We start from the raw sequence: 19,511 nt of genomic DNA on the forward strand, positions 1-19,511 counted from the left end.
GTTGAATATGGAGCGGGAAACGAGACTCGAACTCGCGACCCCGACCTTGGCAAGGTCGTGCTCTACCAACTGAGCTATTCCCGCAAATGGCGTCCCCTAGGGGACTCGAACCCCTGTTACCGCCGTGAAAGGGCGGTGTCCTAGGCCACTAGACGAAGGGGACACGCTACTGAAACACATGGTGTGTATTTCAGTGCCCAGAGGTTAGATCCGAAGATCATGCCCTGGTTTCACTCAGTGCCGCCCGAAGGCCACACTGCTTAAATTGGAGCGGGAAACGAGACTCGAACTCGCGACCCCGACCTTGGCAAGGTCGTGCTCTACCAACTGAGCTATTCCCGCAAATGGCGTCCCCTAGGGGACTCGAACCCCTGTTACCGCCGTGAAAGGGCGGTGTCCTAGGCCACTAGACGAAGGGGACACACAACTGAAACACATGGTGTGTATTTCAGTGCCCAGAGGTTAGATCCGAAGATCATGCCCTGGTTTCACTCAGTGCCGCCCGAGAGCCACACTGCTTAAACTTGGAGCGGGAAACGAGACTCGAACTCGCGACCCCGACCTTGGCAAGGTCGTGCTCTACCAACTGAGCTATTCCCGCAAATTGGCGTCCCCTAGGGGACTCGAACCCCTGTTACCGCCGTGAAAGGGCGGTGTCCTAGGCCACTAGACGAAGGGGACACACGTACAACATTCACTACCTAGCCGCGTTTCGCTGTGTGCTTTACGCGTTAAGTGGCGCGCATTCTATGGATGGATTGAAAGGTCGTCAACCCCCAAGGATAAATTTATTAAAATCAATGACTTCGACCTGCTTTGCGGGCTTGCGGGCAGATTGTGCGCGGCCGGGCTTTGACGCCTATATTCTGGCGCCCGACAAGACGCTATAGTTCACGCTGGCAAATGATGGCAATGTGCATCCATGCAGGGAGCGCCTATCTATATAGAAGCAAACTACCCGGGCAACTGGTCGATCAGTCCTATCCGCCGGATGGCCCAGTCACTACACTCTACTGTAAACCCTATAAAGAGGTCACACCGGTGACACCACTCATGATCACCCTGCTGGTAATAGCCGGGATCGCAATACTGATCGCCATTGGCTACATGAACCACGTGGTGGAAAACAACAAGCTTGAAAAGAAGCGCACCGAGATCGAGCTTAATGATCGTCTGCGCCGTTGCGGTGAAATCACCGAGACCTTCCCCGGCCAGTTGATGACCCCGGCACTCAAACTGTTGATCACCCGCCTGGAGCTCAACGTCAACCAGCGCCTGCTGAACCTCAACAAAGGCAGCGCAGCGCTGAAAGCCCGCATCGCCGAGCTGAATGCGCTGGTGGCCCAGGGCGAATCGATCCCGGTGAACAACCCGCCTGCGCCGATCCAGACCGAAGCCAAGGCCAAGGACGTGCGTTTCCTGCTCGAAGCCCTGCACGGCCAGGTCACCCGCGCCGCCCAGGACGGTTTCCTGCCGGCCAACGAGGCCAAGCACTGGATCCGGGAAATCCGCCATATCCTGGTGTTGCTGCATATCGAGTTCTTCAACAACCTTGGCCAGCACGCCCTGCAACAGGCTCAGCCGGGCCAGGCACGCCTGGCATTCGAGCGTGGCGTGCAGTACCTGCGTAAACAGCCGGAGCCGGCGATCTACAGCGCGCAGCTGCAACACCTGGAAGCCCAGCTGGTCCGCGCGAACTCGACGGTGCTGACCAACAGCAAGCCCGCCGAAGACGAAATCAACGAACTTACCGAAGGCCTCAAAGTGGTGGATGCCGACGCCGAGTGGAAGAAAAAAGTCATCTACGACTGATTGTGCGGTCGTGGGGCGAGCCTGTGTTGAGCGGGCTTGCCCGGCTCACTACAACCTCATGGCTTCACAAGATGCCATCACTTTGCATCTATCCCCACGCGCCCGACTAGCGTAAAAAAGTGCCCCTTACTCCGTGAAGTCAGAGGCCCGTTATGCCCGTCGCCGTCATTGATGGACAACCGCTGCACTACGTAGACCAGGGCACAGGCCCAGTCGTCCTGCTCGGTTCAAGCTACCTGTGGGACGCCGACATGTGGTCGCCACAGATCGAGGCCCTGTCGCAACAGTACCGGATGATCGTGCCCGAACTGTGGGGCCATGGTGAATCCGCTTCGTTGCCGGCGCAAACCCGCTCCCTTGATGACTTGGCACGCCAGGCCCTGACCCTGATTGACCAGTTGGATATTGCACAGATCAACCTGGTGGGGCTCTCGGTCGGCGGTATGTGGGGCGCACGCCTGGCGCTGCGGGCTCCCGAGCGGATCAACAGCCTGGTGCTGATGGACACCTACCTGGGCGCCGAGCCCGAGGCCACGCGCCAGTACTATTTCTCACTCTTCAAGATGATCGAAGACGCCGGCGCGATCCCCGAGCCGTTGCTGGATGTGGTGGCGCCGATCTTCTTCCGCCCGGGCATCGACCGCGAATCAGCGCTGTACCAGGATTTCCGCAAGCAATTGCAGGGTTACTCCAAGGAGCGCCTGTTGCAGAGCATCGTGCCCCTGGGTCGGTTGATCTTCAGTCGCGAAGACATACTGGAGCAGCTCCCACGCCTGGACGCCGATACCACGCTGGTGATGTGCGGCGAGCAGGACAAACCACGCCCTCCCGCCGAGTCCGAGGAAATGGCCGGGCTGATCGGCTGCAGCCTGATCCTGATTCCGGAAGCAGGCCATATCAGCGCAAGGGAAAACCCGGACTTCGTCAACGAAGCCCTGTTGACTTTCCTCGCCAACAACGCCTGACCGCCCTTCCCCTGCGGTCGCTGCCAACGTGCAGCGATCATAGGCGGAAGTGTCCCACCATACCCTTGAGTTCCGCCCCCAACTGCGCCAGCTGAATGCTCGACGCGGCGTTGCCTTGCATACTCAACGCCGACTGATCGGCACTGGCGCGGATACTGGTGACGCTGCGGTTGATCTCTTCGGCCACCGAGCTTTGCTCCTCGGCCGCCGCGGCAATCTGCTGGTTCATCTGCTGGATCAACGACACCGCCACCGCGATGCTGCCCAAGGCACTTTCGGTTTCCAGGGCATCGCTCACCGCCAGCTTCACCAACTCCCCGCTTTGCTGGATCTGCTGCACCGAGGACTGTGCCGCGCTGCGCAAGGTGCTGACCAGTCGTTCGATTTCTTCGGTGGAGTGTTGAGTACGCTTTGCCAAGGCCCGTACTTCATCGGCAACCACCGCAAAACCACGACCCTGCTCGCCAGCGCGGGCGGCCTCGATGGCGGCGTTGAGCGCCAGCAGGTTGGTCTGTTCGGCCACACTTTTGATCACACTCAACACGCTGCCAATATGCTGGATCTCCGCGCTCAGGCTCTCGATGCTGGCGCTCGCACTGGAGCTGGAAGTGGCCAACAACTCGATGCGCTGCAAACTCTGGCGCACGACCCGCTGACCGCTATCGACTTTTTCATCGGCGGTCTGTGCGGCTTGCGCGGCCTCTTCGGCGTTGCGTGCCACGTCATGCACGGTGGCGGTCATCTGGTTCATCGCCGTGGCGACCTGTTCGGTTTCTTCTTTCTGGCTGCTGACCTCGACATTGGTCTGCTCGGTGACGCTGGACAAGGAATGCGCCGAACTGGCCAGTTGCTCGATACCGGCTTGCAGGCCGCTGACCATCTGGCTAAGCCCGTTGCCCATCTGTTGCATGGCCTGCATCAACTGCCCGATTTCATCACGGCGGTTGACCTCCATGCGCCCGCTCAAATCGCCGGCGGCGATCTGCTGCGCCACGGCAATCACGCTGCGCAGCGGTGCGACGATCAAACGGGTGATCACCCACGCCGCTATCAACCCCACCAGCAAGGCCAGGGCCGAAGAACCGAGGATCAGCATTGAGCTTTTCTTCAACTGCGCCTGCATGGACTGGTCTTCGGCGTCGTATGCCTGGTTGACCCGGCTGACCACTTGGTCCGCCCGATCATGCAACTGTTTGTAGACCACCTTCTCTTGAGCCAGTAGCCCGGTGTACTCACCGAGTTTTTCACTGAAGGCGGCGATATGCCCGGCGACTTCGTTGAGCACGGTCTGGTAGCCAGAGTCCTTGACCGAGGTCTTCAGTTGCTCGACCTGGGCCAGGGCCTGGTCGGCTTGCTCGATCTTGCCTTGTTCGCTGGTGTCTTCATCGACTTTACGGCTCTGGTTCAGGCGTACATGAGCTTCATTCATGGCCTGCAGCATCAGGCGCGACACCTGGCTGACCTGCCCCGCCTGCTCGATAAACTCAGCGCCTTCCTTACCCTGGCTTTCCTTCAGGCCATAGGCGCCGTCATCCGCCAGCCCGGCCTGCAGCACATCCAGATTGTTCGCCACGCTGGACACCGACCAACTGGCCATTTCCAACGCCAGGTCCTTGGTCTGGGTCAATTCGACAAACTCATCGAACGCCTTGCGGTAGGCGGCCAAGGCTTCCTCGACATCGGTCATCACCGGCACGTTGGCCGCCGACTGGGCCTTGAGACTGGCCGCAAGAGCCGCCAAGGCATCGACACTTTCATGCAGGGCGTCGACGGCCTTGGGATCGGCGTGCAACGCGTAGTCCTGCTCGATCAGGCGCACCTTGAGTAAACCGCTGTTCAGCGACGACATGGCCTTGAGCCCTTCGAAACGCTGACCAATGGTTTGCAGGGACCACACGCCGATCGCTGCGATCAACGCCGTCAGCAGCAGTACCAGGGTGAAGCCCAAGCCCAGTTTTTTTGCCATACCGAGGTTGGCGAATTGTCGTTGCACGGCCGAAATCATTGCACTTGAATCCTCTTGCAATGGCGGTTGCCATCGAGCCTTGTTTACACAGGCGAGAGTCGCAACCACAAGGCACTGAACACAAGTCGTTGGCGCCACAATAATGGCAAAAAGCTACACACTCGTCGTTTTCAGAATGGTCGAGGTCGATCTGGCGGGCCCCATGGCGCGGAACAACGCCAACGCCCGTTGATCAGCGGCATAGGCCACGTTGATGCGCAGCCACTCACTGGGCTCGCTGGTTGGGCTGAACAGCGCCCCCGGCGACAACAGAACGCCGAGCCGTCGGGCACATGCCTGCAACTGTGACCAGTCCCCTACTCCCGGACGAGCCCACAGGAACATACCGCCTGCAGGTATGGCGAACACCTCCCACTCCTCGTCCTCCAGCACCTGTAGCGTAGCTGCCATTTGCGTGTTCAGCCGCTTGCGCAAGCGCTGTACCCATTTGCGGTAGGTGCCATTTGCGAGCAGCGTGACCACCACCGCTTCGGCAAAGCGTGAAGTGCCGAAACCGGTCAGGGTCTTGAGGCTGGCCAACTGCGCGATGATCGCGGCGCTGGCACTCAGGTAACCTACGCGCAAGGCACTGCTCAAGGTTTTGGAAAAGCTGGCGACGTAGATCACCCGATCATCATGGGGCAGTGCTGAAAGGCGTGTGCAACTGGCGTGTTGCAGGTCACCGAAAACATCTTCTTCAACGATCAGGAAATTGTCGCGCCGCGCCAGCTCCAGCAAACGCTCTGCCACCGTGCGGCACAGGCTGGAGCCGGTGGGATTGTGGTACAGGCTGTTGATGAACAGGCACTTGGGCCGATGCCGCTGCAGCAGCGCCTCCAGCGCCGGAATATCCGGGCCTCCGGGGGTTCGCGGGACTTGCAGGAGTTGCACGCCGTGAAAAGCCAATTGCCGATAGAGGTTGCCGTACCCGGGCGTTTCGACCACCACGCAGTCGCCGGCCTTGAGCAGGGTGCGTATCAGCAAGTCCTGGGCATGGCTTGCGCCCGCCGTGGTGAGGATACGGTCCTGGTGGGTAGCAATGTGGATTCGGCTCAGGCGCTTGAACAGTTGTTCGCGCAGCGCCGGCAACCCCAATGGCGTGCTGTAGTTGAACAGGCCGGCGGTGTCGGTTCGAGTGACCTCACGAATCGCGTAACTGATGTCATCGCTTTCACGCCAGGCATCCGGCAACCAGCCGCAGCCCAACTTCAGTTCGCCCAGTGGGCTATCAACGAAGGTGCCCCATCCCCGCTCCGCACCTTCGTACCAAAGGTCCTCAGGCAAAGCGGGCGGCTGGGCCACGCTGAAACCCGAACCGGGCCTGGAAACCAGCACACCCTGGGCAACCATCCGCTCGAACGCCTCGATCACGCTGGATTGGCTGAGCAAGTTATCGAGGGCCACCTGTCGAATGGACGGTAAGCGCGTGCCGGGGCTCGCGCCACTCGAGCGAATCCATTGCGTCACTGCGCTGATGATTTGCTGCACCACCGGTACAAGGGCTTGTCGATCGATCCCTAAATCCATGCGCCACTCACTTCAACTGTCTGTTATTCAACCCGGAACAGTTAAGCACAGAAGCCCATTTCGACCGCCTGCCAATACTTATTAAATCATTGATTTTGTTGGATTATTTACCTAATGATACACATTCTGACGGGGCACTCCGCCATCTATGGAAACGCCCCACAGCCCCCCAAACCTTTTCGAATGGAGGGCGGCGTGAGGTCCTAGATTGCGGTCGCACCACCGTCCACCGCCAAGGCTTGACCCGTGGTAAACGCCGCACCGTCGCTGCACAGATAAAGCACCGCACTGGCAATTTCCTCGACCTTGCCGATGCGACCCACCGGGTGCATGGCAGCGGCAAATTCAGCTTTGCGTGGGTCGGCTTCATAGGCTCGCCGGAACATATCGGTATCGATCACGGCCGGGCAGACCGCGTTGACGCGGATTTTCTTCTTCGCATACTCGATGGCAGCCGATTTGGTCAGGCCAATCACCGCATGTTTGGAAGCCGCATAAATACTCATCTTCGGCGCCGCGCCCAACCCCGCGACTGACGCGGTGTTGACGATCGCCCCGCCGCCCTGGGCCAACAGCAGCGGCAACTGGTGCTTCATGCACAACCACACGCCCTTGACGTTGACACCCATGATCGCGTCGAACTCATCCAGGCTGCCGTCGGCCAGCTTGCCCTTTTCGATTTCGATCCCGGCATTATTGAAGGCGTAGTCCAGGCGACCATAGGCGGCAAGGGTCTGGGCCATCAATTGCTGGACGTCCGCCTCCAGCGTGACGTTGCAGCGCACAAACAGCGCTTCGCCGCCGGCCTGATGGATCAGGGCGACGGTGTTTTCACCGCCCGTTGCATCCAAATCGGCAACCACGACCTTCAAACCTTCGGCGGCGAACGCCAGCGCGGTGGCGCGGCCAATACCGGCAGCGGCGCCGGTCACCAGAGCGACCTGGCCGGAAAACGTCATGCTCATAGAAGATGTCCTGTGGGAGAAAAAGCGGTGGGTCGAGTCTAGCCAACGCCGCGCCGGACGCGTCAGCACTATCAAACCGCCGGTTGGGGCTGCATGGATCGCAGTGATAAGGGCCACCTGGCGACTATCAGCAACACCTATCGACCGGCATTCGCGCCCTCGGTGAACCTTGCTCCCTGCCCATTGAAGGGCTATCACTTCAGGTTCATTTCCAGAAGAGTCGCCACCATGACCGCCCAGACCAACCGCCAATTCCTGCTCGCCAAGCGCCCGGTCGGCGCGGCCACCCGGGACACCTTCACTTACCAGGAAGTCCCGGTGGGCACGCCCCAGGACGGCCAAGTGCTGGTGCATAACGAATACCTGTCCCTCGACCCGGCCATGCGCGGCTGGATGAATGAAGGCAAGTCCTATATTGCGCCGGTCGGCATCGGCGAGGTGATGCGCGCGCTGGGTGTGGGCAAGGTGATTGCCTCGAACAACCCGAAGTTCGCCGTCGGCGACTACGTCAACGGTGCGCTGGGCGTGCAGGATTATTTCCTGGGCGAGCCGCGTGGCTTCTACAAGGTTGACCCGAAACTGGCGCCTTTGCCGCGCTACCTGTCTGCCTTGGGCATGACGGGCATGACCGCCTACTTTGCACTGTTGGACACCGGTGCGCCAAAGGCCGGCGAAACCGTGGTGATCTCCGGCGCGGCCGGTGCCGTGGGCAGCATTGCCGGGCAGATTGCCAAACTCAAGGGCTGCCGTGTGGTGGGCATTGCCGGTGGCGCCGACAAGTGCAAATTCCTGGTGGATGAGCTGGGCTTCGATGCCGCCATCGATTACAAAAGCGAAGACGTGCCCGCTGCACTCAAACGCGAGTGCCCCAAAGGCGTGGATGTGTATTTCGATAACGTCGGCGGCGATATTCTCGATGCCGTCCTCAGCCGCCTGGCACTGAAAGCCCGCGTGGTGATCTGCGGCGCCATCAGCCAGTACAACAACAAGGAAGCCGTGAAAGGTCCGGCCAATTACTTGTCACTGCTGGTCAATCGCGCGCGCATGGAAGGGTTTGTGGTGATGGATCACGCTGCAGGCTTTGCCGCTGCCGGGCAGGAAATGGCCGGCTGGATGGCCCAGGGCAAGCTCAAGAGCAAGGAAGATATCGTGGAGGGGCTGGAGACGTTCCCGGAGACGTTGATGAAGCTGTTCAACGGGGAGAACTTCGGGAAGTTGGTGCTCAAGGTCAGCTGACGCAGCTGAACCCAATGTAACCACTCCCCCAAAAACGCTGGCCGCAATTCGACAGGGATTGGGCGGCTAAACCGGCAGGGATGCCGGTTTAGCCGCCAGCGGTAGCAAGCGCCCCATCGCTGGCAAGTCAGCAGCGCCTACCCGTTGTTTAGGCGATTTCAGCGACAACTGCCGCCAACGCCTTGGCCGGATCCGCCGCCTGACTGATCGGACGACCGATCACCAGATAATCGGAACCCGCGTCCAGTGCCTGGCGCGGCGTCAGGATGCGGCGCTGATCGTCCTGGGCGCTGCCCGCAGGACGAATCCCCGGGGTCACCAATTGCAGCGACGGGTGCGCGGTTTTCAGCGCCTGGGCTTCCAGCGCCGAGCACACCAGGCCGTCGAGGCCGGCTTTCTGCGCCAGGGCAGCCAGGCGCAGCACTTGCTCCTGGGGTTCGATGTCCAGGCCGATGCCAGCCAGGTCTTCGCGTTCCATGCTGGTGAGTACGGTCACACCGATCAGCAAAGGTTTAGGACCGCTGCGCTGCTCCAACACCTCACGGCAGGCGCTCATCATGCGCAGGCCACCGGAGCAGTGCACGTTGACCATCCACACGCCCATTTCGGCGGCGGCCTTGACCGCCATAGCGGTGGTGTTCGGGATATCGTGGAATTTCAGGTCGAGGAACACCTCGAAGCCTTTATCACGCAGGGTGCCGACGATTTCCGCGGCGCAACTGGTGAACAGTTCCTTGCCGACCTTGACCCGGCAAAGCTTCGGGTCCAACTGGTCAGCCAGCTTCAGTGCGGCGTCACGAGTGGGGTAATCCAGGGCGACGATGATAGGAGTCTGGCAGACGGACATTGGAATGGGCTCTCAGGCAAGTCGAAATCGGCGCGGATTGTAGCGCAAGCGGCGCCGTTGCGGGATCCGATGATCGGTAAATACTGACCAACCGCCATCGGGCGGGCATTTTCTGCAATTATTTCAAAGTTGATACATTCACGACACGCCCCCAACACGCCCCTCGGCTAGCCTCGCTCGCACGACCCACCGACCAGCACTTCCAGCCATGGGGCTGGGCGCCTATGCTGACCGCAACGACCAGGCAGATGATCGCATTATGCAGACCCCTTCCGTCTCTTTGAACGACGAGCAAAAAGGCGCAGTGATCGCCGATGACACACGCTGGAACACCCGCGCGCTGATCGTTGACGACGATGTGCCGATCCGTGAACTGCTGATCGATTACCTCGCGCGCTTCGGCATCCTGGCCACCGGCGTCACCGACGGCACCGCGATGCGCCAGGCCATGCAAGCAGAAACCTTCGATGTGGTGGTGCTTGACCTGATGTTGCCGGGTGAAGACGGCCTGTCGCTGTGCCGCTGGCTGCGCGCGGAGTCGGACATCCCGATCCTGATGCTCACCGCCCGCTGCGAACCCACCGACCGGATCATCGGCCTGGAACTGGGCGCCGACGACTATATGTCCAAGCCATTCGAGCCGCGTGAGCTGGTAGCGCGGATCCAGACCATCCTGCGCCGAGTGCGCGATGATCGCACCGAACAGCGCGCCAACATCCGCTTCGACAACTGGCGCCTCAACAGCGTGTTACGCCAACTGGTCGCCGATAATGGCCTGGTGGTGCCGCTGTCCAACGCAGAATTCCGCCTGCTGTGGGTGTTCATCGAGCGCCCGCGCCGGGTATTGAGCCGTGAGCAATTGCTGGATGCCGCCCGAGGCCGTTCCATTGAGGCCTTTGATCGCAGCATCGACTTGCTGGTGTCGCGCCTGCGGCAAAAACTCGGGGATGACCCCAAGGCCCCGCACCTGATCAAGACCGTGCGTGGCGAAGGCTACCTGTTCGATGCACGGGATATCGGTTAATGCGTAACGGCTTCAACACGTTATTCGGTCGACTGTTTGGCGTGTTGCTGGTAGCGATTATCCTGGCCCACGTGCTGGCGTTCTCCTGGTTTCGCTATTACGGCCCGCCCCCGCCGCCTCAGGAAACCTTTGTCGAACAGCCCGACGGCACGATGAAGCCCCTGCCCAAGCACAAGCGCCCGTGGTTTGGCGGCCCGGTGGTGCCGCTGACGTTCCAATTCATCTCGCTGATCATTGCGGCCTGGTACGGTGCCAAGTTGCTGAGCCGTCCGATTCAGCGCCTGAGCGAAGCCGCCGAGCGCTTGAGCCTGGACCTCGACAGCCCGCCCCTCGACGAATCGGGACCGCGTGAGGCACAGCAGGCCGCGTCGACGTTTAACCTGATGCAACGGCGTATCCGCGAACAGGTCAGCCAGCGTGCGCGCATGCTTGGCGCGGTTTCCCATGACCTGCGCACCCCGCTGTCACGCCTCAAGCTGCGCCTGGAACAGATCGACGACACCAAGCTGCAGGGCCAGATGCGCCAGGACCTCGACGACATGATCGGCATGCTCGACGCCACCCTGAGCTACCTGCACGAGCAACGCACCAGCGAAGCCCGGCATTGGCTGGACGTGCAGGCGCTGGTGGAGTCGATGAGCGAAAACGCCCAGGACCAGGGCGCCGACGTGCAGTTCGCCGGCACCTGCGCGCCGCTACAGGTGCAGCCGATGGCCTTGCGTTCGTGCCTCAACAACCTGATCGACAATGCCCTGCGCTATGCCGGTACGGCGCGCATCGAACTGACGGACAGCCGCGAGGCCTTGGTGATCCGCGTGATCGACCACGGCCCCGGCATCGCCGCTGACAAGCGTGAGGCGGTGTTCGAGCCGTTCTATCGCCTGGAGGGCTCACGCAATCGCAACTCCGGCGGTGTCGGCCTGGGCATGACGATTTCCAAGGAGGCGGCGGAACGCCTCGGCGGTCGGCTGGACCTGGAGGAAACACCGGGTGGTGGGCTGACCGCCGTGATGTGGTTGCCCAGGGTCTGAAGGGCCAACACGGACTCATGCAGGAGCAGGCAAGCCAGCTCCCACAATGATCTTTACCGGTCAGTTACAGGGGTTTATCTTCCCGCCGTCCTTGGGCATGGGTTGCGCTCCAATCCATCAACAGGCTGTAGGCCACCGCCAGCAGGGTCGGACCAATAAACAGGCCGATGAACCCAAACGCAATCAAGCCGCCGAACACGCCAAGCAGCACGATCACCAGCGGCAGGTTGCCACCACGGCTGATCAGGTACGGCTTGAGCACGTTGTCCACGCCGCTGATGATGAAGGTGCCCCACACGCCGAGGAACACCGCGTAGGTGTAGTCGCCCTTCCAGGCCAGCCAGGCCGTGGCCGGGATCCATACCAGCGGCGGGCCCATGGGGATGAGGCTGAGCAGGAAGGTGACGATACCCAGCACCAGCGCGCCCGGTACGCCAGCAATCAAGAAGCCGATCAACGCCAACAGCGCTTGCGCGGCGGCGGTGCCGATCACGCCGTTGACCACCCGCTGTACGGTGCCGGCCACCAGTTCGATGTAGTAGCCAGCGCGATCGCCGATCAAGCGTTCCAACAGGCGGTGAACGAACATCGCCAGGCGCGGCCCATCACGGTAGAAAAAGAACACGAATACCAGGCTAAGGGTCAGTTCCAGAATCCCCCCACCGATTTGCGCGCTGCGCGCCAGCAACCAGTTGCCGACCTGCCCCAGGTAAGGCTTGATGCTGACCATCAAGGCTGCGCCCTGCTGATCAATGCTGTCCCACATCGCCACCAGCCGTTCGCCGACAAAGGGGATCGAGCCGAGCCAGGTAGGCGCCTCCGGCAAGCCGTCGACCTGGATATCCTTGATCAACGCCGTTGCATCGCGCACGTGATCCGCGAGGTTGAAACCCAGCCACACCAGCGGCAGCGCCACCAGCAGCATCCAACCCAACGTGAGGATGCCGGCGGCCAAGGATTCCCGCCCCCCCAGCCAGCGGGTGAGCAGGACCATCAACGGCCAGCTGGCAAACGCCAGCACCGCGCCCCAGAACAGCGCCGACCAGAACGGCGCCATCACCCAGAAACTGGCACCGAACAGCACCAGCAGCAGGATTTGCACCAGTAGGCGATCGTTATTGAGCATGTAGGATCTCGAAAGGAAGACTGTAGGAAGACAGCTTAGGCGAACGGCACGGGTCCGTTCGCCCTGTTACGCCTAGCGTATCAGATGCAGGTGCAGGCCCTTGGCGTCACCCGTGCCGATTTCCATGCGCGCAGCGCGCACGCCCTTGTCAACCAGCGCCTGGCGCCAGGCCTCAGCGGTCGGGCCGGTCAGGCTGACGCGCAACGTGGCATCCAGGTTCAGGCCACGGGAAATCAGGGTCAGCCAGGTGTCGTCAGGGTCGCCGCCCAGTGCGGGAAAATCCAGCTCGCCGGTGCTTTTCAACTCACGCAGTAGGGTCGCAGAGGTGGGCAACAGGTCGGCCAACGGCGCGCTGGCATCCAACTGCTCTACATGCAGATAGGCGCGGCGATTACCACGGGTGATGCCGTACAGCGCCACCAGGGAGTTTTCCTGGGGAGCCGCCAGGCGCAGCAGCAGGTATTCCTGCTGGCCGTCGGCACCCACCAGCTTGGCGTTGCCGAACACTTCATTGGCCCACAGGCTGCTTTCACCGCAATCCCGGGCCTGGCACCAGAACAACAACTGCGCGCCCTTTTCCTGCAACGCTTCACGCGTTGCCGTAAACGCGGCGCTGGAGCTGTGTTCGGGGGGCAGTTCATAGGTGATGGCGGAGGTCTGGCCGCGGGCGGTGGCCTGGCCTTCATAACGCAGTTGGCCGCTGATCTTGCGGATCGCGCCCATGGGGTAGATACGTTCTTTTTCTTCGGCGGGACGGTAGTCGACAATTTGCGAATCGACCTGACGGGCCACGGTGGGCAGGTCCTGGCTGCCCGGTACGTCGGCGGCGAATACCAGTGGGCTCAAAAGGCTCAAGCCCAGGATACGGATACATCCGTTACGCACGCTCATAAGATCAACGAGCCCTGGCCATCGGAGGTCACAGCGGTGTTGAAGTAGTTCATGGTTGACTCCCTATCAATCCGCCCAGCCTCGGCAGTTGACCGCCCCAAGTCAAGGCGCGGAGAAGAACCGATTGAAACAGTCTGCAACAAGGACCGCGCCGGACTCCTCATTCAAGTGCAAATGATGGCCGCCTGGCAGCGTGCTGACTGCAAAGGGTAGCTGGGAAAGCAATTCGGAATGTTTCGCCAGCATGCCATCCGCAGCGACCACCAATTGAGTAGGACAAGCTACGCGCCGCACGAAGGCCATCGCTTGTTCGTCGGTCAGGCGCATCGGCGAAGCCAGGGTCAGACGGCTGTCGGTGCGCCAGGTGTAACCGCCCGGCACTGGCATCAAACCGCGCTGGGCCAGCAGTTCTGCGGCTTCGCGGCTGACCGCCACTACCCCTTTCATGCGCGCTTCGACCGCTCGATCCAGGGTGGTATAGACCGGCTTGCGCTTTTCCTGCAGGTTCAATTGCGCCTGCAAAGCCATACCCAGCCGCTCGGCGGCGTTCTCACCGCTGCCTGTCGGCGGGATCACGCCGTCGATCAATCCCAGGTGGGTCACACGCTCCGGCAACGCGCCGGCCAGCACCAGGGACACGATCGCGCCGAGAGAGTGACCAAGTAATGCAAAACGTTTCCACCCGAGTTGCTCAGCGACTTGCAGCACGTCATAGACGTAATCCCACAAGGCATAACCGGCACCTGTAGGACGATGCGCCGAATGCCCATGCCCGGCCATATCCAGTGCAACGACGCGCAAGCCCTGAAGTTTCGGCGCCAGTCGCGCAAAGCTGTTGGCATTGTCCAGCCAGCCATGCAGGGCGATCACCGGCAAACCGTCCTCGGGGCCAAACAGATGGGCCGCCAGTTCGATATGCGGCAGGCTCAGGCGGACTTCTTCGACCGGCGTGCTCATGCGCAGCTGCGCTCGCGGGCTTCCCAGCGGGAAAACAGGTTCTTGATCAACGCCGCGGTGTCTTGCGGGCGTTCAAGGGGAAACATGTGGCCACCAGGCATCGTGAGCATTTCGCCCATGGGCAGGCGCCCGACCCCGTTGGCGTGGTGACGCATCACCACCCGGCTTTGCCGACCGCGCACCACCGCCAGCGGCACCTTCAACTGGCGCACCTGGCCGGGGCTGGTGTGGGGCACGCCCCGGTAGATGCTGATTTCGGTGGCTGGGTCGAAGCGCAGGCGCAGGCGATCGCCCACCTGATACAGGCCATGTTGCAGGTAAGCGTCGAAGCATTCCGGGTCAAAGCCACGGAACAGGGTTTTGCCGGCGAAGTAACTGCGCGCCGCCTCCAGGTCGGTAAATTCCTCGCGACGGCCCAGGGTGCGTCCGGCCGGGGTCAAGCGGTCGATAAAACCCAAGCGCTTGGCCGCACGAATCACCCAGCGGTCCGCGCGGGTCAGCACGGGCGAATCCAGCATCACCACCCCGCGATACAACTGTGGGCACCGCATGGCCGCGTGCAGGTGCAACACGCCACCGAGGGAATGGCCCACGCCCCACACCGGCTCAGGTTGCTGTTCCAGGTGATGGATCAACTCGTCCACCAGGTTCTGCCAGTTATCGTCCACCGGAAATCGGGGGTCGTGACCGTGCTGCGGCAGGTGGGCCACCGTATATTCCGGGGCCAGGGCGGCGAACAACTTGCCGTAGGTAGCCGAGGGGAAGCCATTGGCGTGAGCAAAAAACACGTGCTGCGACATACCGGATCCATCTACAAAAACAGAGATTGATTGTCACCATGCCCAGCCGGCACAGCAATGACTGTAACTGCCAGGAATGATGACACTCACGCCACACCTATCGCGCCGGCGGGTTCTCGCCCAGCGGCACCACCGCCATGGTCAGGCGCGACACGCAACTGGCCTTGCCCTCATCGCTTGTCAGGCGGATGTCCCAGACCTGGGTGGTGCGACCGATATGGATCGCCTTGGCCACCGCCGTCACCCGCCCGCTACGCACACCGCGCAGGTGGTTGGCGTTGACCTCCAGGCCGACGCAATAAAACTTGCTCGGGTCGATACACAGATAGGCCGCCATAGAGCCGACGCTCTCGGCCAACACCACCGACGCGCCGCCGTGCAACAGGCCGTAGGGCTGATGGGTGCGATGGTCGACTACCATGCTGGCGGTCAGGGAATCGTCGTCGAAGCTTTCAAAGCGGATATCGAGCAGTTCACCGATGGTGTTTTTCTGGATCGCGTTGAGTTGTTCGATATTCGGTTGGGTGCGCCACAGGCTCATGGAATTGTCCTTATTGGTTTTATTACGGCCCTAATCCTGCCACAGAACCGTTTCGGAACGCTCGCTCCACCGCTGGAAATATTCACCGTAAGTCGATTCGATCGCGTTGCGTTTGATCTTCAAGGTCGGCGTCAAAAAGCCGTTTTCCACTGCCCAACTGTCTTTCACCACCACCAGTTGGCGCAGGCGCTCATGCTTGTCCAGCGTCTGGTTGACCTGTACCAACCAACGTTCAAGACTGCTGCGCAGCGCTTGCGGGTCCTGTTCCACCGCCGACAATACGCACAAACCAATAGGCGCGCTCAACCCATCCCCCACCACACACACCTGCTCGATACGCGCATGTTCGGCCAGGCGGTTTTCGATCGGCGCCGGGGCCACGTATTTGCCCTTGCTGGTCTTGAAGATCTCCTTCAGCCGTCCGGTCAGGCGCAGACGGCCCTCGGTGTCCTGCTCGCCTTTGTCCCCCGTGCGCAGGAAGCCATCGGCGGTGATCGTCTCGGCGGTTTTCTGCGGGTCCTTGTAGTAGCCGAGCATGGTCGCACCGCTCCGCACCTGCACTTCCCCCGCAGGATCGATACGCACTTCAACACCGGGGCAAGGCAGGCCGATCCAGTCGAGGGTTTGCTGACCGGGACGGCAAACATGGGAGTAGCCGCAACTCTCGGTCATGCCATACACCTCAAGCACGTCCAGGCCCAGCCGCCGATACCAGCGCAGCAGCGCTTCAGGCACAGGCGCTGCCCCCGAAAGCGCGATACGCAACGCGTCCAAGCCCAGGCCGGCGAGCACCTTGTGGCCCACACGCTTGCCGATGAACGGCAGGCGCAGCAAGGTGTCAAGGCGTTTTGCCGGAACCTTGGCGTAGACGCCCATCTGGAATTTGGTCCAGATGCGCGGCACGCCAAACAGTGCGGTCGGACGCGCCCTGCGTAGGTCCACCAGAAACGTCTCCAGGCTTTCGGCGAAAAACACTGTTTGCCCGGTGTAGATCGAGGCCATTTCCACAAACATCCGCTCCGCCACGTGGCACAGCGGCAGGTAGGACAACAACCGGTCGCCCTCACCCAAGCCAAACAACGCCGTACCACGGGTCGCGGCAAACCCCAGCGCGCCGAAGCTGTGCATCACGCCTTTGGGCAGGCCCGTGGTACCGGAGGTATAAATGATGGTGGCCAGGTCCGAGGCGGCCGGTGCCGGGTCATCCTGAATCGGCGAGGAGGCCTGCAGATCGGCCCAACTGAAATCGAACTCGCCCGACGGGCACAACGGCAGGCTGATGGTCGGCACATCCTTAGGCACACCGGGCGCCATGGCTGGCCAATCATCAAGCTTGCCGATCAACACCAACGCCGCCTCGGAATGAGTCAGCACATGGGCAACGGAATCAGCGGTGAGGTTGGGGTAGAGCGGCACCGAGACATGGCCGGCCATCCAGATCGCCAGGTCGGCAATGATCCAGTGGGCGCAGTTTTTCGAGATCAACGCAATGTGCGAGCCCTGGGGCAACTCCCGGGCGCGCAGCCAGTTCGCGGCGCAGCGAGCCTGGTGGCCAACGTCGCCCCAGGTAAGGCTTTGCACCTCGCCATCACCGACGGGCTGCACCAGAAAGGTTTGGCGCGGATGTCGCGCTTCACGTTCGAAGAAGACCTGCAACGGCAAACGAAAAGCGACGGGCATGGGACGCGCTCCTTTGTGGTCCGACGATAGCCAACCAAGCACTTGCTTGGTTGACTATATAGCACACACAAAACCGCGATAAAGCCTACGGATTCTTCACGTTGACCAGGTTCATCAGCCCCGCCAGCGGGAAATCCCCTTCCAGTTCCGCCAGGCTGGCGGTGTGCATCGGCTGTGGCTGCCGCAGGTGACCGTGCTGCAAAAAGCTGATCAGGCTGCCCACCAACGGTTGATGGCTGACCAGCAGCACGTTGTCATCGGTGTCGAGCTTCTCCAGCACCAGCAGCGGGTTGCCCTCGGGGGTCAGCCACGGCACCGTGCGGATTTCCGGTTCGAAACCTAATGCATCGCGCACCAGGTGCGCAGTTTGCTGCGCCCGCACATAGGGGCTGGCGATGATCGCGCTCAGGGGCTGGTCGATCAGGTGCGCGGCACTGCGCAACACTTCTCCACGGCCGTGCTCGGTGAGGTTGCGCTCGGCATCGGTGCGGGCATGCCCTTCGGCCTCACCGTGGCGCAGTATCCACAGCTTCACAGCTTTGGCTCTTCATCACGCACCGGATGCGGCGCCGGCGGCACGCTGTGGGCGGCTTCGCCCTCGGGCGCGCGCGGGGTCGGCCAGTCGGCGAAAGGCCACGGCTTCTGTTCGGTGTGGAAGCTGCCGAAGCGGCCGATCTGCGCCAGGAACTGGCTGAGGCTGTCGCCGAAGTTCATCAGGCCCAGGTTCGGGGCGCTGTAGACCAGGCGGTAGATCAGTTGCACCACCACCAGTGCGCCGAGCAGGAACTGCGCCACCTGCCACACCAGGGCAAACACCAGCATCCACAGGATGCGCAGGGCAATGGATTCGTACTTGGGGGCTGCTTTCGGATCGTTCATGACGCGTTCCTCAGTTGAAACCACTGGTGGAAATGAAGTCGACATCGGTCTTGGGCTCGGCGCGCATCAGCAACTCGATGACCTGGTTCAGGGTGCGGCCTTCAAACAGGATCGCGTGCAGCCCGGCGACCAGCGGCATATAGACGCCCACTTCCTGGGCCTTGGCCTTGAGTACTTTGAGGGTGTTGACCCCTTCGGCCACTTCACCCAGACGCGTGACTGCGTCTTCCAGGCTCAGGCCCTGGCCAAGCGCAAACCCGACCTGGTAATTGCGACTTTTCGGCGAGGAGCAGGTGACGATCAAGTCGCCCACGCCCGCCAGCCCCAGGAAGGTCATCGGATTGGCACCCTGGTTCACCGCAAAACGGGTCATCTCGGCGAGGGCGCGGGTGATCAGCATGCTCTTGGTGTTTTCGCCCATGCCCAGCGCGACGGCCATGCCTGCAATGATCGCGTAGACGTTTTTCAGCGCACCGCCCAGCTCGACGCCAAAGCGGTCGCCGCTGGCGTAGACGCGGAAAGTACGGCCATGCAACACGGCCTGGACGCGTTCGCACAGTTCCTCATCTTCACTGGCGACAACCGTGGCGGTCAGCGCGTGTTCGGCAACTTCCCTTGCCAGGTTCGGCCCGGACAGCACGCCAATGCGCGCCTGGGGAGCGATCTCTTCGAGGATTTCGCTCATCAGCTTGAAGGTCTGCGCCTCGATGCCCTTGGTCAGGCTGACCAGCAGCTTGCCGGCCAGACGCTCGGCGTGGGGTGCCAGCACCGAGCGCAAGGCGCTGGACGGCAGCGCGACGAAGCACAGGTCGCACGCCGTAAGGGTTTCCAGCAGGTCGGTGACAGGCTCGACCGCCGGATGAATCTTGATGCCTTTAAGGTAACGCGGATTTTCCCGGTGCACCCGAATGGCCTCGGCCTGTTCGGGATCGCGCATCCACTGGCGCACGGCGTGGCCGTTCTCGGCCAGCAGGTTTGCCACGGCGGTACCAAAACTTCCGCCTCCCAGGACCGCAATAGGGCGCTGTTCAGTCATATGCAATCCGTTAATCCATACCAGTGGCGATGGCGGCATTATACGGGCCGACCCGCTGGCGGCCAGCCCCCGTATCAATTCGTGCGTTTGTCGGAAAATGCCACATTTTCATGACGCAATTGCAAGTCCGACGACTGGCAAAAGGCCCCACCTCAGTTAACATGGGCGGCTATCCGTAATTATCAAGGC

18 protein-coding genes, 6 tRNA genes and 1 pseudogene are annotated in these 19,511 nt (G+C 61.5%); 5 read left to right on the plus strand and 20 right to left on the minus strand.

The features are described 5' to 3' along the window. Positions 1-8: 8 nt before the first annotated feature. The 6 genes from AB4O08_RS03540 to AB4O08_RS03565 all read right to left on the minus strand — a co-directional run bounded on the left by AB4O08_RS03540 (position 9) and on the right by AB4O08_RS03565 (position 681). A tRNA-Gly gene (locus tag AB4O08_RS03540) sits at positions 9-84 on the minus strand. Between the two features lie 3 nt (positions 85-87). Then, positions 88-163 (minus strand) — tRNA-Glu (locus AB4O08_RS03545). 103 nt (positions 164-266) lie between these two features. Beyond that, positions 267-342: transfer RNA gene (locus AB4O08_RS03550), tRNA-Gly, on the minus strand. Between the two features lie 3 nt (positions 343-345). Further along, a tRNA-Glu gene (locus AB4O08_RS03555) sits at positions 346-421 on the minus strand. Between the two features lie 104 nt (positions 422-525). Next, a tRNA-Gly gene (locus tag AB4O08_RS03560) sits at positions 526-601 on the minus strand. 4 nt (positions 602-605) lie between these two features. Continuing rightward, positions 606-681: transfer RNA gene (locus AB4O08_RS03565), tRNA-Glu, on the minus strand. Positions 682-1,041: 360 nt separating this feature from the next. Here AB4O08_RS03565 and AB4O08_RS03570 point away from each other — a divergent pair. Together AB4O08_RS03570 and AB4O08_RS03575 are read left to right on the plus strand one after the other, a co-directional pair. Then, entirely contained in the window at positions 1,042-1,812 is a 771-nt protein-coding gene (locus tag AB4O08_RS03570) for a hypothetical protein (protein WP_010211670.1), read from the plus strand. Between the two features lie 152 nt (positions 1,813-1,964). After that, the gene (locus tag AB4O08_RS03575; RefSeq protein ID WP_460114708.1) at positions 1,965-2,777 is read left to right on the plus strand and encodes an alpha/beta fold hydrolase; all 813 of its coding nucleotides are present in this window, start codon (positions 1,965-1,967) and stop codon (positions 2,775-2,777) included. Positions 2,778-2,814: 37 nt separating this feature from the next. Here the strand turns inward: AB4O08_RS03575 and AB4O08_RS03580 are convergent, their stop codons facing one another. From AB4O08_RS03580 to AB4O08_RS03595, 4 genes and pseudogenes are all read right to left on the minus strand, one after another. After that, complete coding sequence (locus AB4O08_RS03580; protein WP_420865035.1) at positions 2,815-3,732, minus strand: methyl-accepting chemotaxis protein; 918 nt, start codon at positions 3,730-3,732, stop codon at positions 2,815-2,817. Next, positions 3,721-4,782, minus strand: a pseudogene (locus AB4O08_RS03585) (HAMP domain-containing protein); the annotation flags it as partial. The gene AB4O08_RS03580 and the pseudogene AB4O08_RS03585, both read right to left, overlap by 12 nt. 114 nt (positions 4,783-4,896) lie before the next feature. Next, positions 4,897-6,309: an aminotransferase-like domain-containing protein gene (locus tag AB4O08_RS03590; RefSeq protein ID WP_010211674.1), complete on the minus strand. Its 1,413-nt coding sequence runs from the start codon at positions 6,307-6,309 to the stop codon at positions 4,897-4,899. A gap of 203 nt (positions 6,310-6,512) precedes the next feature. After that, positions 6,513-7,274 (minus strand): SDR family oxidoreductase, encoded by a 762-nt coding sequence (locus tag AB4O08_RS03595; RefSeq protein WP_010211676.1) that lies wholly within the window; start codon positions 7,272-7,274, stop codon positions 6,513-6,515. Positions 7,275-7,502: 228 nt separating this feature from the next. Here AB4O08_RS03595 and AB4O08_RS03600 point away from each other — a divergent pair, with 228 nt between their 5' ends. Then, positions 7,503-8,510, plus strand: a complete 1,008-nt coding sequence (locus tag AB4O08_RS03600; RefSeq protein WP_010211680.1) for an NADP-dependent oxidoreductase — start codon at positions 7,503-7,505, stop codon at positions 8,508-8,510. A gap of 148 nt (positions 8,511-8,658) precedes the next feature. Here AB4O08_RS03600 and pyrF read toward each other — a convergent pair whose 3' ends face one another. After that, complete coding sequence (pyrF, locus tag AB4O08_RS03605) at positions 8,659-9,357, minus strand: orotidine-5'-phosphate decarboxylase (RefSeq protein ID WP_010211681.1); 699 nt, start codon at positions 9,355-9,357, stop codon at positions 8,659-8,661. Positions 9,358-9,616: 259 nt separating this feature from the next. Here pyrF and AB4O08_RS03610 point away from each other — a divergent pair, with 259 nt between their 5' ends. Next, a complete protein-coding gene (locus tag AB4O08_RS03610) occupies positions 9,617-10,381 on the plus strand; it encodes a response regulator (protein WP_031290855.1) in 765 nt (254 codons plus the stop codon). Next, the gene (locus AB4O08_RS03615; protein WP_010211683.1) at positions 10,381-11,412 is read left to right on the plus strand and encodes a sensor histidine kinase; all 1,032 of its coding nucleotides are present in this window, start codon (positions 10,381-10,383) and stop codon (positions 11,410-11,412) included. The genes AB4O08_RS03610 and AB4O08_RS03615 overlap by 1 nt, the downstream gene beginning before the upstream one ends. 64 nt (positions 11,413-11,476) lie before the next feature. On the opposite strand, the gene AB4O08_RS03620 is transcribed toward AB4O08_RS03615, so the two are convergent. From AB4O08_RS03620 to AB4O08_RS03660, 9 genes are all read right to left on the minus strand, one after another. Further along, positions 11,477-12,538: an AI-2E family transporter gene (locus tag AB4O08_RS03620; RefSeq protein ID WP_010211684.1), complete on the minus strand. Its 1,062-nt coding sequence runs from the start codon at positions 12,536-12,538 to the stop codon at positions 11,477-11,479. A 72-nt stretch (positions 12,539-12,610) separates the two neighbouring features. Further along, positions 12,611-13,429 (minus strand): DUF4892 domain-containing protein, encoded by an 819-nt coding sequence (locus AB4O08_RS03625; RefSeq protein ID WP_010211685.1) that lies wholly within the window; start codon positions 13,427-13,429, stop codon positions 12,611-12,613. A gap of 102 nt (positions 13,430-13,531) precedes the next feature. Further along, a complete protein-coding gene (locus AB4O08_RS03630; protein ID WP_021492128.1) occupies positions 13,532-14,386 on the minus strand; it encodes an alpha/beta hydrolase in 855 nt (284 codons plus the stop codon). Continuing rightward, positions 14,383-15,186 (minus strand): alpha/beta fold hydrolase, encoded by an 804-nt coding sequence (locus AB4O08_RS03635; RefSeq protein WP_010211687.1) that lies wholly within the window; start codon positions 15,184-15,186, stop codon positions 14,383-14,385. The genes AB4O08_RS03630 and AB4O08_RS03635 overlap by 4 nt, the downstream gene beginning before the upstream one ends. 97 nt (positions 15,187-15,283) lie before the next feature. Then, entirely contained in the window at positions 15,284-15,727 is a 444-nt protein-coding gene (locus AB4O08_RS03640) for a hotdog fold thioesterase (protein ID WP_010211688.1), read from the minus strand. Between the two features lie 30 nt (positions 15,728-15,757). Then, positions 15,758-17,407, minus strand: coding sequence for an AMP-binding protein (locus tag AB4O08_RS03645; RefSeq protein ID WP_460114709.1), 1,650 nt, complete (start codon positions 17,405-17,407; stop codon positions 15,758-15,760). Positions 17,408-17,492: 85 nt separating this feature from the next. Beyond that, on the minus strand, positions 17,493-17,942 hold the full coding sequence (sixA, locus tag AB4O08_RS03650; RefSeq protein ID WP_042572456.1) for a phosphohistidine phosphatase SixA: 450 nt from the start codon (positions 17,940-17,942) through the stop codon (positions 17,493-17,495). Then, a complete protein-coding gene (locus AB4O08_RS03655) occupies positions 17,939-18,286 on the minus strand; it encodes a DUF4389 domain-containing protein (RefSeq protein ID WP_010211694.1) in 348 nt (115 codons plus the stop codon). The genes sixA and AB4O08_RS03655 overlap by 4 nt, the downstream gene beginning before the upstream one ends. 10 nt (positions 18,287-18,296) lie before the next feature. Next, entirely contained in the window at positions 18,297-19,322 is a 1,026-nt protein-coding gene (locus tag AB4O08_RS03660; RefSeq protein WP_010211695.1) for an NAD(P)H-dependent glycerol-3-phosphate dehydrogenase, read from the minus strand. Positions 19,323-19,511 lie beyond the last annotated feature (189 nt).

The organism is Pseudomonas sp. H3_E07, assembly GCF_054668895.1.

Bases quoted from the DNA above. Each gene is read 5' to 3' on its own strand.
- AB4O08_RS03575 (WP_460114708.1), top strand. From the start codon at position 1,965: ATGCCCGTCGCCGTCATTGATGGACAACCGCTGCACTACGTAGACCAG.
- AB4O08_RS03580 (WP_420865035.1), bottom strand. From the start codon at position 3,732: ATGGAGGTCAACCGCCGTGATGAAATCGGGCAGTTGATGCAGGCCATG.
- AB4O08_RS03590 (WP_010211674.1), bottom strand. From the start codon at position 6,309: ATGGATTTAGGGATCGATCGACAAGCCCTTGTACCGGTGGTGCAGCAA.
- AB4O08_RS03595 (WP_010211676.1), bottom strand. From the start codon at position 7,274: ATGAGCATGACGTTTTCCGGCCAGGTCGCTCTGGTGACCGGCGCCGCT.
- AB4O08_RS03600 (WP_010211680.1), top strand. From the start codon at position 7,503: ATGACCGCCCAGACCAACCGCCAATTCCTGCTCGCCAAGCGCCCGGTC.
- pyrF (WP_010211681.1), bottom strand. From the start codon at position 9,357: ATGTCCGTCTGCCAGACTCCTATCATCGTCGCCCTGGATTACCCCACT.
- AB4O08_RS03610 (WP_031290855.1), top strand. From the start codon at position 9,617: ATGCAGACCCCTTCCGTCTCTTTGAACGACGAGCAAAAAGGCGCAGTG.
- AB4O08_RS03615 (WP_010211683.1), top strand. From the start codon at position 10,381: ATGCGTAACGGCTTCAACACGTTATTCGGTCGACTGTTTGGCGTGTTG.
- AB4O08_RS03620 (WP_010211684.1), bottom strand. From the start codon at position 12,538: ATGCTCAATAACGATCGCCTACTGGTGCAAATCCTGCTGCTGGTGCTG.
- AB4O08_RS03625 (WP_010211685.1), bottom strand. From the start codon at position 13,429: ATGAGCGTGCGTAACGGATGTATCCGTATCCTGGGCTTGAGCCTTTTG.
- AB4O08_RS03630 (WP_021492128.1), bottom strand. From the start codon at position 14,386: ATGAGCACGCCGGTCGAAGAAGTCCGCCTGAGCCTGCCGCATATCGAA.
- AB4O08_RS03635 (WP_010211687.1), bottom strand. From the start codon at position 15,186: ATGTCGCAGCACGTGTTTTTTGCTCACGCCAATGGCTTCCCCTCGGCT.
- AB4O08_RS03640 (WP_010211688.1), bottom strand. From the start codon at position 15,727: ATGAGCCTGTGGCGCACCCAACCGAATATCGAACAACTCAACGCGATC.
- AB4O08_RS03645 (WP_460114709.1), bottom strand. From the start codon at position 17,407: ATGCCCGTCGCTTTTCGTTTGCCGTTGCAGGTCTTCTTCGAACGTGAA.
- AB4O08_RS03655 (WP_010211694.1), bottom strand. From the start codon at position 18,286: ATGAACGATCCGAAAGCAGCCCCCAAGTACGAATCCATTGCCCTGCGC.
- AB4O08_RS03660 (WP_010211695.1), bottom strand. From the start codon at position 19,322: ATGACTGAACAGCGCCCTATTGCGGTCCTGGGAGGCGGAAGTTTTGGT.